This is a genomic window from Iodobacter ciconiae (genome assembly GCF_003952345.1).
Lineage (GTDB): Bacteria > Pseudomonadota > Gammaproteobacteria > Burkholderiales > Chitinibacteraceae > Iodobacter > Iodobacter ciconiae.
In genome coordinates, this window is record NZ_CP034433.1 from 3,450,318 (window position 1) to 3,463,625 (window position 13,308).

General features: G+C 47.5%; 12 protein-coding genes. 4 read left to right on the forward strand and 8 right to left on the reverse strand.

The genetic code is table 11. The annotated features are described in order from the left end of the window. Window positions 1-78 precede the first annotated feature (78 nt). The 7 genes from aroB to EJO50_RS15235 form a co-directional block, all read right to left on the reverse strand. Window positions 79-1,164 (reverse strand): 3-dehydroquinate synthase, encoded by a 1,086-nt coding sequence (gene aroB, locus EJO50_RS15205; protein ID WP_125975571.1) that lies wholly within the window; start codon window positions 1,162-1,164, stop codon window positions 79-81. A gap of 74 nt (window positions 1,165-1,238) precedes the next feature. Further along, window positions 1,239-1,775, reverse strand: a complete 537-nt coding sequence (locus EJO50_RS15210) for a shikimate kinase (protein ID WP_125975573.1) — start codon at window positions 1,773-1,775, stop codon at window positions 1,239-1,241. 63 nt (window positions 1,776-1,838) lie between these two features. Next, window positions 1,839-3,932: a type IV pilus secretin PilQ gene (locus EJO50_RS15215; protein WP_125975575.1), complete on the reverse strand. Its 2,094-nt coding sequence runs from the start codon at window positions 3,930-3,932 to the stop codon at window positions 1,839-1,841. Then, a complete protein-coding gene (locus EJO50_RS15220; RefSeq protein WP_233702115.1) occupies window positions 3,929-4,474 on the reverse strand; it encodes a pilus assembly protein PilP in 546 nt (181 codons plus the stop codon). Before EJO50_RS15220 ends, EJO50_RS15215 begins: the two co-directional genes overlap by 4 nt. Beyond that, window positions 4,471-5,049 (reverse strand): type IV pilus inner membrane component PilO, encoded by a 579-nt coding sequence (locus tag EJO50_RS15225; RefSeq protein WP_233702116.1) that lies wholly within the window; start codon window positions 5,047-5,049, stop codon window positions 4,471-4,473. The genes EJO50_RS15220 and EJO50_RS15225 overlap by 4 nt, the downstream gene beginning before the upstream one ends. A 56-nt stretch (window positions 5,050-5,105) precedes the next feature. Beyond that, complete coding sequence (locus EJO50_RS15230; protein WP_233702117.1) at window positions 5,106-5,606, reverse strand: PilN domain-containing protein; 501 nt, start codon at window positions 5,604-5,606, stop codon at window positions 5,106-5,108. Between the two features lie 92 nt (window positions 5,607-5,698). Further along, window positions 5,699-6,772 carry a pilus assembly protein PilM gene (locus EJO50_RS15235; RefSeq protein ID WP_125975581.1) on the reverse strand — a complete coding sequence of 358 codons (1,074 nt, stop codon included), beginning with the start codon at window positions 6,770-6,772 and terminating at the stop codon, window positions 5,699-5,701. 232 nt (window positions 6,773-7,004) lie between these two features. Between EJO50_RS15235 and EJO50_RS15240 the strand changes: the two genes are divergently transcribed. The 4 genes from EJO50_RS15240 (at window position 7,005) to EJO50_RS15255 (ending at window position 12,245) form a co-directional block, all read left to right on the forward strand. Then, entirely contained in the window at window positions 7,005-9,308 is a 2,304-nt protein-coding gene (locus EJO50_RS15240) for a penicillin-binding protein 1A (RefSeq protein ID WP_125975583.1), read from the forward strand. A 13-nt stretch (window positions 9,309-9,321) separates the two neighbouring features. Beyond that, on the forward strand, window positions 9,322-9,903 hold the full coding sequence (locus tag EJO50_RS15245) for a nucleotidyltransferase family protein (protein ID WP_125975585.1): 582 nt from the start codon (window positions 9,322-9,324) through the stop codon (window positions 9,901-9,903). Between the two features lie 147 nt (window positions 9,904-10,050). After that, window positions 10,051-10,794, forward strand: a complete 744-nt coding sequence (locus EJO50_RS15250; RefSeq protein ID WP_125975587.1) for a flagellar brake protein — start codon at window positions 10,051-10,053, stop codon at window positions 10,792-10,794. Then, on the forward strand, window positions 10,791-12,245 hold the full coding sequence (locus EJO50_RS15255) for an NAD(P)H-hydrate dehydratase (protein ID WP_125975589.1): 1,455 nt from the start codon (window positions 10,791-10,793) through the stop codon (window positions 12,243-12,245). Before EJO50_RS15250 ends, EJO50_RS15255 begins: the two co-directional genes overlap by 4 nt. Window positions 12,246-12,609: 364 nt before the next feature. Here EJO50_RS15255 and EJO50_RS15260 read toward each other — a convergent pair whose 3' ends face one another. Next, complete coding sequence (locus tag EJO50_RS15260) at window positions 12,610-13,284, reverse strand: M48 family metallopeptidase (protein WP_125975591.1); 675 nt, start codon at window positions 13,282-13,284, stop codon at window positions 12,610-12,612. Window positions 13,285-13,308: the final 24 nt, after the last annotated feature.

The window sequence follows — 13,308 nt, forward strand, 5'->3', positions numbered from 1 at the left end:
ATGCGGTGCTGCGGTGTGGTCTTTGTTTAATTGCTCAGATAGCGTAATGCACACGACAAGTGCATTACGCCTCTAAAATTAAGCTGCGCTGCAGCCTGCAGCTAAAGCAGCAACAATGGTTTCGCTGCCTAGCTCTCCAATATAGGATTCGCCCAGGCGGCGCATCAGTACAAATTTGATTTTGCCTGCATCTACTTTTTTATCCTGAGCCATTAAATCCAAATATCGCTCATTGCCTAAAACAGGTGCTTTAACGGGCAGACCTGCTTTTTGCAGCAGAGATTCGATCCGGGCAATATCATCATCGCTGATCTGATCCCGCTCACGTGATGCGTAGGCTGCCAGCATCATTCCTGCCGCCACCGCCTCTCCATGGAGCCAAACTCCATAACCCAAGCCCGATTCAATGGCATGACCAAAGGTGTGGCCCAGATTTAACAAGGCACGCTGGCCTTGCTCTTTTTCATCGCCAGCCACAATACGTGCTTTGTTTTGACAGCAATGCTCCACCGCATAAGCCAGCGCCTCCGTCTCGCGCGCCATCAGCCGCTCGATATTGGCTTCCAGCCATTCAAAGAACGCCAGATCATCAATTAAGCCATATTTGATCACCTCGGCCATGCCTGCGGATAACTCTCGCAGCGGCAGGGTATCCAGCGTTGCCAGATCCGCCAGAACCAGCTTAGGCTGATAAAACGCGCCAATCATATTTTTACCCAGAGGATGGTTAATCCCAGTCTTACCACCTACTGATGAATCGACCTGCGAAAGTAAAGTAGTGGGAATTTGAATAAATGGCACGCCGCGCTGGTACACCGCAGCCGCAAAACCAGTCATATCGCCAATTACCCCGCCACCCAAGGCAATCAGGGTGGTTTTGCGTTCGCAGCGCTCGGTCAGCAGCTCATCAAAGATCAGATTAAGCGTTTCAGATGTTTTAAATACTTCACCATCAGGCAAAATAATGCTGTGGCATTGGATATCTGCGCCTTCCAAAGCATCTTGCAACGATTTTAAATAGAGAGGTGCCACTGTTGCGTTGCTTACAATCACCACTCGAGGCTGAAGCAATAGAGGCTTGATCAGCTCAACCTGGGTCAGTAAATCACGAGCGATATGAATATCGTAAGGGGTGTGGGCAAGGTCTAGTTTAACGGTTTGCATGGCGCTCCAGCTTTGTAGGGTGCGATTGGCCCACACATTTTTCAAACTGCGCGGGTATCTGTATTGCATGCCAGTTAACGATCGGCGTGCAGCTCCAGCTCTTTCATTAAAACCTGCAACAAAGAATGAACTGACTGCCGACTGGTATCAATTACCAGATCAGCAACTTCACAATAAAGGGGATCACGAATTTCATAGAATTCTCGCAAGCGCTGCCTGGGATTTTCGGTTTGCAATAGCGGGCGGTTTTTGTCGTGGCAGGTGCGTAAATACAGCTCATCCACGCTGGCCCGCAAATAAATTACAAAACCTTCACGCCTCAGTATTGCGCGGTTAGCCGGGTTTAACACAGCTCCTCCACCCGTTGCCAGTACGATGTTTTTTTGCGCGGAAAGCTCTTTGATCATTGCCACCTCACGGCGGCGAAAACCGGCTTCACCTTCTACTTCAAAGATGATCGGTATCTTTGCACCGGTACGTGATTCGATCTCGTGATCCGTATCATAGAAAACCTTACCGCTGACCTTAGCGAGCGCTCGTCCTACGGTGGTTTTGCCGGCACCCATCATGCCGACCAGAAAAAAATTGCCTGGCAGTTTCATGCCGAGCATTGTAGCGGAAAGCAGAGCGGGGCGCGATTTGCGCCCCGCTTATCTGACCATAAATTATCTAAACTAGCGTAATGACAGGTCTGACTGAATCACTTTAGGTGAAATGAAAATCAACAATTCACGACGAATATCTTTTTCCAGGGTGTTTTTAAATAGATGCCCCAGATAAGGAATATCGCCAAGCAAAGGTACTTTGGTCACATCAGACCCAGCTTCTTGCGTGTAGATTCCACCAATTACTACTGTGCCCCCATTTTCAACCAGTACTGTTGTATTAATCTGCTTGGTGTTGATTGATGGGATACCCAGAGTTACTGTCCCGCGACTGTCTTTAGTTACGTTCAGCTTCATAATGACATTGCCATCAGGTGTAATCTGCGGCGTTACCTTTAATGACAAAGTTGCTTTTTTGAAAGAAATGGTTGTTGCACCATTTTGTGAGCTTTCCTGATATGGAATTTCTTCTCCACTCTCAATAGAAGCCTCAACCTGGTCAGCAGTTACAAGGCGCGGGCTGGAAATGATCTTACCTTTATTGTCTGCAGCTAGAGCACTAATTTCCAGACCCAGCAGCCAGTTTGCATTAGCTGCAATCAAAGCAAATGTGCCCGGTGTGCCCACACCTGAACCAATGGCTGGCAAGTTCACATTATTGCCCATTGTTAAAGTATTGTTAGCTGGTGTAGTCGTGCCACTTTGAAGAACACCAATACCTTTACCGGCATTATCCAGATTATTGCCCAGACCTAAATCAGTATTGCCTAAATGACCTCTTGACCCCCAACCTAGTTTCACACCCAGCTCACGGCTAAAACCATCATTGGCTTCAACAATCCGTGCTTCAATTTGCACCTGGCGGACAGCTACGTCGATTTTGCCAATAACCGCACGGACTTGCTCTAATTTGCTGGAAATATCCTGAACGAACAGCGTGTTTGTGCGGCTATCAATCACAATACTGCCTCGCTTAGACAGCATTTGCTGCTTATCGTCACTCAGCATTTTCTTCAGGTCTTCAGCTTTTTGGTAGCGCAGCTGAAATGCCTCGGTGCGGGTAGGCTCTAATTCATCAATCTGTTTTCTGGATTCCAGCTCCTGTTTTTCTTTACTTGCCAGCTCTTCACGCGGGGCTACCCAAAGTACGCTGCCATTTTTTCGCTGATCAAGACCCTTGGCCTGCAAAATCATATCCAGGGCCTGATCCCAAGGCACGTCTTTCAGGCGTAGTGTTAAATTGCCGGTCACTGTGTCACTGGTAATGATATTCAGGCCGGTAAATTCGGCAATGACCTGTAAAACTGTGCGAATTTCAACGTTCTGGAAATTCAATGATAGTTTTTCACCCTTGAATGCGGGTTTGATACCAGCCTGTTTATTGCGCTCATCATTGACTTCGCGTACCTCAACAATAAAGCGATTTTCAGTCTGATAAGCCGAGTACTCCCAGTTGCCTTTAGGCTCGATTACCATTTTGGTTGTTTCGCCCTGGGTATACGCATCGACTTTTTGAATGGGTGTACCAAAATCGGTCACATCCATACGGCGTTCCAGCTTTTTAGGCAGAGCCGCTTTGCTGAAATCTACCAAGAGCATTTTGCCCTGCTGGCGGATATCAATGCCCACATTCGGGCTAGACAGATCAATCACCACTTTGCCTTCGCCATCTTTACCACGGCGAAAATCAATGTTCTCGATGCTGTCCCGCTTGTTCTTATTTGTTACTTCTGAAGCTTTGTTGTCGGCAAAGTGAGTATTGCGTGCCTGGGCAGTCACTGCACTGCTTGTGCCATCTACCGTGATATAAAAATCATTCCCTTCCGCTCTGGTTTGATATGCCGCCTGTTTTTGCATATTCAGTACAACGCGAGTACGGCCAGAGCCCTCTGCAAGGCTGATTAGCCTCAGCGCTGCACCATTGACCTGCACCGAGCTTTTCCCTGCCTGGTTAGTCGTATCTGCAAAATCAAAAGCTACGCGTGGCGGTGTATTTACAGAAAAGCTAGTCGGTACTGGTGCAGGCCCGGTAAAACTTAAACGAATAATCTGTTTGTCTGCTGAAATATTACTGATATCTACTGCAGTAATGCTACTTGCAGCCAAGGCAGCAAAACTCGCCAGGCTTAAAATAGCCGACGTGATGATATTGCGTATTTTCATTTTTTTTGCTCCGCTTCATCAAGGGATAAACTGGTAGTGCGCTCCACCCAATCACCCCCGCTGTCCTCAACAATTTCTTTTAATTGAATTTCGGTGTCTCTTACTGCGGTGACCATGCCAAAGTTCTGCCCCATATAACTGCCGACTTTTACCCGATATAAGTTGCCATCAGGTGCGTTAATTAAGCCATTGATGGTTTTCCCCTGAGTTAAAGTTCCCACCATGCGTAACTTTTCTAAATCGTAGTTTTCCAAAATTTCTTTGGCTCGATTTGTATTCGGAGCTAAGCCACCGCCCGTGCCCTTTTTTGCTAATTCCATTTTAGCAGCACGAAATGGGTCACTTAAATCAAAGGCTTTATATTCAAATGAAACATAAGGTTTAGCCTCTGGCAAAGCCTCAACTTTGCCACGTAAGCCTTCGCTATTTTCTTTCATCCAGTTTTTTAAATCGCTATTTTCCTCGCCAAAACAAGCGCTTAAGGATATGGTGGTAACCATTATCAGCAAAATAGGCTTAATTGATTCAAGACGGATTTTCATTTCTGTTTCTTCTTAGCGTCGAGAGCGGCCTGATGCATAGCTTGCAATTCAGCCTCATCAAGCGAGCGATATGTCTTAGCAATCGCCTGCATAGAAATCACTTCAGGATCTTTTGTAGATACAAGCTGCAGATTGCTCAAGGTGACAATGCGGGATAGCTGGGCAACATCACTGACAAAAGCGGCTAAATCGTGGTAGCTACCTGAAATTCGAATATCAATCGGCAACTCGGCAAATTCAGAGGTTTTCACTTCCAAACCGGGTTTAAATAATTCAAAAAATAACCCCCTGCCAACTCCTGCCTGATTAATCTCGGTTAACAGCGATTCCATTTCAGACTTATTGGGTAACTGTCTAAGCAATGCCCCGAAAGACTGTTGGATTTCCTGTAACTGCTGACGATAGGCATCTAAATTAATAGCCTTACTTTTCTTATCAATAAAGTCTTTTTTTAGTTGCTCTTCTTTGGCTAGTCCTGTTTCAAGCTCCTCCATCTGGCTACTCCAGACGTAAAAGTAGCCTCCAAAAATAAGCACAGCAAAGACTGTAACAATCAGGCCGATCTGTGCTGCCATTGGCCAGTTGCCTACGTCTTTAGGGTCTAGATTCCGCAGTTCGTCAAGTGTCATTTTTAGCCACCCTGCCGTTTACGTTTGCCAGGAATGGCTGTCTCTGCTGCTTCTTCTGATGTGCGGGTCACTTTAACTGTAAGCATAAATTCTGATAGTTTTTGATTCCCAATTTGAGCTGCTTTTACTTCAATCAGCACCGGCTGCTCAAAAATGTCTGAATCGTTTAAATTGCGCATTAAAGTAGAAACGCGAGCATTTGATTGTGCATAACCAATTAGCGTGATCTGATCATCAACGGCTCTGACTTCCTTAAGGTAGATACCTTCAGGTGTTTGCCGCACAAGCTGATCCATGGCTAGTACAGTTTCTGAACGGCCGGATTGCAAACGCTCTACAATTTTTTTACGATCTAATAAAGACTGTTTTTCTGCTTTTAATTTCTCAATTTCGGAAATTTCACGGTCTAATTTTATATTTTCGTCCGTTAGAAATTGATTACGCTGATTTTGAGTTTCAATGCGTGCAGAATAAAAAAGATAGCCGGTAACAACAACGGCCACAGCAGCCAGGCATGCCATACCTAACAAAACAAAATAGCGGCTCTGGCGCGCAGCACGTTTTTGCTCGCGATGGGGAAGCAGATTAATTCGAATCATGAAGGGTCAAACCTCCGCATTGCCAATCCACAGGCAATCAATAGCGAAGGTGCATCAAGTTGCACCTGCTTACCACGTACTTTACCGGTAGCCATCCCCTGAAAAGGGTTAGCCCGCATTGCACTACTTACATTGGTGCGGCTAGAAACAGCATCATCCAGGCCGTAAATAGCACTGCAACCACCTGCCAGTAAAATATGGTCAACCGAATTGTAATTGCTTGACGTATAGAAAAACTGTAATGAGCGTGATATTTCCAAAGCCAGCGTATCAATAAAAGGCTGTAATACCTCTGGCTCGTAGTTTTCCGGCAGCCCTCCGTGTTTTTTTGCCTGCTCGGCTTCTTCGCTCGACATATTAAACTTGCGCTGGATTTCCTGCGTAAGCTGGTTGCCTGCATAAGCCTGATCACGGCTGTAAATAGACTGGCCATCCTTGAAAATATTCATGTGCATGGCTGTTGCGCCAATATCTACAACTGCCACAATCTGGTTTTCGCCATTATTGGGAAGCTGAGGCTGCATTAGCTCGAACGCAGCCTGTGTGGCGTAGGATTCAACATCCAGTACCACTGCACGCAAACCTGCGGCTTCAATGACCGCTACGCGTTCATCCACCTTCTCTTTTTTTGCAGCAGCAATCAGAACTTCCTCTTCATCGGGCGCGATTGGAGACACACCCAGTACTTGGAAATCCAAATTAACTTCGTCTAAAGAAAAAGGAATGTACTGATTTGCTTCGGTTTCAACCTGCATCTCAAGCTCACGCTCGGTTAGACCGGAAGGCACCAGAATTTTTTTAGTAATCACCGCTGCGGCAGGCAGAGCGACCGATACATTCTTAATTTTAGAGCCCATTTGCCGCCATGCTCGTCGCACAGCCTCCACCACCACATCCATATTGGCGATATTGCCGTCGGTTACGGCGTCTTTTGGCAGGAGCTCAATCACATAGCGATCAAGGCTGTAGGTTGTTCCTGATAGGCTCAACTCGACCATTTTTACGGACGAAGAGCTAATATCAATTCCAATCAGCGCAGGTGCTTTGGGCTTGAGGAAATCGAGATTCAACTCATTTTCCTTTTTTAAATAAAACACTTAAAAACAACTGTTACGAATCTACTTCAGATCGTAGCAGCGCGACTTATCTGTGTAAAGAAAGAACGGTAAAGCTTATTTTTATACAAGCGTATTACCAACATTCGTGCTTTTTCAATTACTTTGATGCCAGAAAATAAATGCCAATACAAACATACCCAGAATCGCGTAAATTAGCACTACTTTCAATTTTCTACCCTTAGTGATGAGCAAACGCCTTTTACTTATTCTTTGTAGCATTCTAATTGGCCTGATGGTTCTTGTTGCAGGCCTTGGTGCTTTTGCGCTGGTTATTACTTACCCGCGCCTGCCTTCCTTAGAAGCACTTACAGATTATCGCCCTAAAATACCTCTTCGTATTTACACCAGTGATAACGTACTGATTGGTGAATTTGGCGAAGAGCGCCGGGCATTTACATCCATAGAACAAGTTCCTTTACTTATGAAACAGGCCATTTTAGCGGCTGAAGATGAGCGTTTTTATAAGCATGGCGGAATCGATTATCTTGGCGTATTAAGAGCAATGATTGGCAATATCACGTCAGGACAATCAAAATCAGGTGCCAGTACTATCACTATGCAGGTTGCTCGCAACTTTTATTTGTCAAATGAAAAAACATTTACTCGTAAATTTAATGAAGCCCTCCTCTCATTTAAAATTGAGCACAATCTATCGAAAGATCAAATTCTTGAACTGTACTTTAATCAAATCTATCTGGGTCAGCGCGCTTATGGCTTTGCCTCGGCAGCGCAGATTTATTACGGTAAAGAACTAAAACAGCTCAGCCCGGCAGAAATGGCCATGCTGGCAGGGCTGCCTAAAGCACCTTCCGCTTACAATCCAGTTGTCAACCCTAAACGTGCGCAGCTCAGACAACAATACGTTTTACGCCGTATGCACGAGTTAAAGTTCATTAATGACAGCGATTATGCTACGGCGCAGAACGCCCCGTTGGTGTTAAAGCGTACCCAGCAAGAATACGCTGTTCATGCTGAATATCTGGCCGAGATGGTGCGGCAAATGATGGTTGAGCGCTATAAGGAATCTACTTACACCGAAGGTTTTAAAGTTTATACAACACTGCGAAGTGACAGCCAGGAAGCCGCGTATCAATCGTTGCGACAAGGTCTGGTTGACTATGATATTCGCCATGGTTACCGCGGCCCGGAAGGGTTTGTGGCCCCTGAGGTACTACTCCCAGGTAAAGAGGAACTACTGGATGAAGCATTGGCTGAACAAAAAGATTCGGGCGATTTGCAGCCTGCAATCGTGTTAAGTGCCAGTCTTCAGTCTGTAAAAGCTTACAAAAAAGGGGGCGAGCTGGTTGAGATCAACGCAGACGGATTACGTTTTGCAAGAGCAATGCTTTCAGAAAAAATTGCACCTGCAACACGAATCAGGCCAGGTGCGATTGTTCGAATTAAGCAAACAGAAAAAGGCTGGAGTTTGGCTCAGTTGCCACAAGTGGAAGGTGCCTTTGTTGCATTAGATCCACAAAATGGTGCGATCAAGGCACTGGCCGGAGGTTTTGATTTTAACCGCAGCAGCTTTAACCACGTGACTCAGGCCTGGCGGCAGCCTGGCTCCAGCTTTAAGCCATTCATTTATTCTGCAGCATTAGAGCGGGGGGTTACACCGGCAACCCAAATTAATGATGCACCGCTTGTGATTGATCCGGCTCAGGTGGGAGGGCAAAGCTGGGAGCCTAAAAATAGTGATGGTAAGTTTGAGGGAATGATGAGCGTGCGTAATGCGCTGACCCGTTCCAGAAACCTGGTCACTATTCGTGTACTGCAAGCTATTGGTGTGGACTATGCCCAGGCTCATATCAGCCGCTTTGGTTTTAATCCAAAGCAGCACCCGGCCTATCTGACGATGGCTCTGGGCGCTGGCAGTGTTACCCCTTTACAAATGGCCGAAGCCTATGCCGTATTTGCCAATACGGGCTATCGCGTGCGCTCCTATTTTGTTGATCGTATTGAAGACAGCCGTGGGCGGGTTCTTGCTAAAACACAACCTGAAGTCGCTGGAGAAAACGCGCAGCGCACACTGGACGCCAGAAATGCTTTTGTGATGAACAGCCTGCTGCACGATGTGGCAACGCAGGGTACGGGAGCCAAAACCAATATTCTGGGCAGAAGCGATTTGGCAGGAAAAACGGGTACAACCAATGACGCCAATGATGCCTGGTTTGCTGGCTATCAGCCTGGTCTGGTGGCGATCTCCTGGGTAGGTTTTGATCAGCCCCGCTCATTGGGAGCCAAGGAATACGGAGGTGTTGCTGCTCTGCCGATCTGGGTTAATTACATGAGTAAAGCCCTGAAAGGCGTTGATAATGTAGGTTATCCGGTGCCAGAAGGAGTTACGCCGCAAACTATTCAGACAGAGCGCGGACCTTATACCGAATATTTTTTCAGCGAATTTTTGCAAACCAATCCAGAATTAGGCTTAGGGGGCGGGGCAGGCAATGCTCAGCCACTGGATGAGATCAAGGAATTACTCTTTTAGGGGCACCTAAATCATGAGCAAACCGTACGTTCTCGATCGTCAGTCTTCCGTCTTGCGCGCCCAGATTGCCGAACGTGCGGCGCGTTTGATTGCTGAAGATCTTTTGCATGATTTTGCACTGGCAAAAAAAAAGGCCGCCAAGCAACTGGGAATTAGCGAGGGGCGAATGATGCCCTCCAATCAGGAAATAGAGACCGCCTTGGCCAACTACAGGGCGGTTTACTACCCGGAACACAGCAATCATCTTAATAGTCTCAGGCAAAAAGCGCTTAAGGTGATGCGAATTCTGGCACATTTTCATCCCTATCTTACCGGTTCGGTTTTATCTGGTGTTGCGGGCTCAAACTCGGATATTAATTTGATTTTGTTTCTGGATGACCCCAAATCGGCAGAGATTTTTTTGCTCAATCAACAAATTGACTACGACATTCTGCCGCCTGCCAATGGCCGCCAGTTAGCCGACTACCCATCTTTGACTTTTTGGTTTGACGATAGCCAGGTGAGTCTGCATGTGCGTCCGCGCGATGCGGAGCGGCAAAAAGAGGAACGAATGCGGCTAGAGGAGCTGGAAGTATTTCTTTCTGCATCCAGCTAGCAACCCAGACTCTTATAAATTTATTGCCTGCGCAGTTTCTAAGAGTGATGTACGTTATATTCGCTTGGATACATGGTAATGCAAGCTAGGATTAAGTCCTTGGCAATGATATAAAGTAACTTATCTTTTCTTTTACTGATTAACATAATGCAACAACCTCCCTCGCTGGAGCCCGTTTTTGTATCAGATACGGGCCCCTACCTTGTCAGTGCCAGCATAGAAATAAAATATTTGCTAAGGCAATTACTGGATAATGGTGAAATTATTTGCCTTTATCCGGCAGGTAAGCGGGAGCCTTTTGCAATCAGTACTGTGCTTGCTATTAATGATGATGAATTATTGTTTGATGTCAGCAACGATGCGGGCACCAATGCTGCACTGACCAAAGAGGGGCGAATGCTCCTAGTGGGCGTCGTAAATAAAGTCAAAGTGCAATTTGAGCTGCCCAATGTAATGCTGGTGGCTTATGACGGGCGGACAGCAATTCGCAGTGGCGGCCCCGTGCAAACACTGCGGATGCAAAGACGGGATTTTTATCGTCTGGATATTCCTATGTCACAAAAAATAGACTGTGTGATTCCTTTAAATGACGGAGGGCATACGGAATTATCCATCACAGATATCAGCCTTGGTGGCTTAAGCCTGCTTGGTGTATCTTCTGATTTGCCCATGCAGGTTGGTGATGTTTTACGTGATTGCAGGGTGCAACTGCTGGATATCGGCATCATTGAAGTTGATATGCAAATCTGTATTGTGATTGATGTGACGCTTCGTAATGGCATTAAAACGCAACGTATAGGTTGCCGTTTTTTTGATTTGTCCGGCAAGATGCAAACACTGATTCAGCGTTTTATCAATAAAATTGAACGCCAGCGAATCTCACGCGAATGATTAATCCTCCGCTTTTTCTGAGCAGCAAGCTCAAGCAAATTGAAGCTGCAGCAGCAGGCTTGCCACTCATGCAAAGAGCAGGACAAGCTGCCGCTGATTGGATTATTAAACATTACCCTGAAGTACAAACCATCTATGTGCTGGCAGGCAGTGGCAATAATGGCGGTGATGCCATCATTACTGCTACCCTGCTCCATCTAGCGGGCAAGACAGTTTTACTACGTTTGAGCGCGCCTGCAGCAACACAGCCCGCACAAGCGGCACTCGCAGTATGGTTGGCGCACGAAGGGCAAATACTCAACAGCCCCCCCAAGCAAGCTGACTTAGCCATCGATGGCTTATATGGCATCGGCTTAAATCGCCCCTTAGGTGATGCAGACCAGCAAATCATCGCCGAACTGCAAGCACTGTCCTGCCCGGTGATCGCTTTGGATATCCCCAGTGGGCTCATAGCTGATAGCGGCGATGCCATCACAGCGATCCATGCCACGCATACGCTGAGCTTTATTGCTCACAAACCTGGCCTATTTACCGGCAAAGGCTGCGATCTGGCGGGGGGTGTCAGCCTGCACGATTTACAAATACCCGATGATCTATTGCTTAGCCCTGACGGCCATTTACAAACTCAAGCACCATCAAGCATTACGCTACTAAGACGCAAACCAGATAGCCATAAAGGAAGCTACGGCACGGTGGGCATCATAGGCGGCGGAGCAGGAATGATCGGCGCGGCGCTACTGGCTGGCCGAGCGGCTTTACATATGGGTGCCGGCCGCGTTGTACTTGGTCTGCTAGATAAAGCGCTGAGCGTAGACACTATGCAGCCCGAGCTGATATTACACAGCGCAGAAGATGCACTCCACCATCCCGCACTCACCCTGCTAGCCATTGGCCCCGGCCTTGGTCAGAGTAGCAAGGCCTTAGATCTACTCAGGCAAAGCATTGCCAGCCCCTTAGCCCTACTGCTAGATGCAGATGCACTAAATTTACTGGCTAGCTCAGCAGAACTAGCTATGGCAATGCAACAACGCACTGCCGCAAGTATTCTCACGCCACACCCTGCTGAAGCAGCAAGACTGCTGCATACCAGTACTCAAGCCGTGCAAGCTAATCGAATTAAATCTGCCCTCGCCCTCGCGCAGCGCTATAAAGCCACCATCTTGCTCAAAGGAGCAGGCTCAATATGTGCCAATGAGCAAAGCTGGAGCATCAACGCCAGCGGCAATGCCGCCCTTGCTAGTGCAGGGCAAGGTGATGTGTTATCCGGCATCATCGCCGCACTTATAGCTCAAGGCCTCTGCCCGCTAGAAGCTGTACAAAGCGGCAGCTGGCTACACGGCCGTGCAGCGGATGATTGGCGCAGAATACATCCCAATGGAATTGGCTTAACGGCAAGCGAAACAATTAGCTACGCCAGAGCAGCGTTGAATCAGGTTTTGGGGGCGAGTTAGATCTTCGATGTGGTGTTGTAAAACCCAAATCTTGAAACAAAGAGTTTCACGGAGAAAAACAGGGTTTAAAAGTTATTTTTCGAATTCGATTTTATTTCAGCAAACAACGAAAAATCGTAATGGTCAAGATCTTGGCACGGGGCTTTTTAAAGTCCCCTTAAAGCACGCCGAAGCGAGTCCCGCAGCCGCCGACTCGATTGTCCGCAGTGAGGGGTTTCGTGCTGGCCGGGGCGGCCTTCTTTGGCTTCGTTTCTTGGCCATTCAAGAAAGGAAGGCCTCTGCGGTGGCAACCGCTCCAAAATTAACGTGCCGAAGGCACTAAAAAGATCTTTTTGACTTTACTTAGCACGTATAAGTACCTCTCCTACCAAGCAAACAGCATTGCACCGTTTTGCTTCAGCCATAAGCGATGCGTTTTCCAATCTGGGCAGGCACTCTCTACAATGGCCCAGAAACGAGGGGAGTGGTTTAGCTCTTGCAAATGCGCCAGCTCGTGGATCACCACATAATCAATCACCAGTGGCGGGGCCTGCATTAAGCGCCAGTTCAGGCGAATATCGCCTAAGGCGGTACAACTTCCCCAGCGGCTTTTAGCCGAGCTTAAGAAAAGTTGCCGTGGCTGCAAGCCCATTCCCTCACTCCAATACGCCAGCCTCTGCAAGAAATAAGGCTTGGCGCTGCGCTGATAAAAGCGTGTGATTGTTATGGGCAACGGGCTTTGTTCTGACACATACAGCACATCTTCATCCAGCCGGGTGCGGCCAGCACAGCGCTGAATAAATTTAGGCAGGCCCAGCCACAGCACGCTGCTGCCCGCCGCCAATGCCGCAGGGGCGATGATAGGTGTCGCCAGCCTGGCAAGTATCCACTTTAATTTACTTTCTATGGCCCGCTCGGCTTCTTTTAAAGGCGCACGGGCAGGCAGGATTACGGTGAGGCCACTGGCGGTGATTTTTAGACCAATCGAGTGCCGCCGGCTGCTGCGCTCCAGCTGGTAAGGCAGTTCACGATCAGCCAGACGCAGCGAATGTGTAGTCATTTAACGTAACATTGCGCCAAGGGC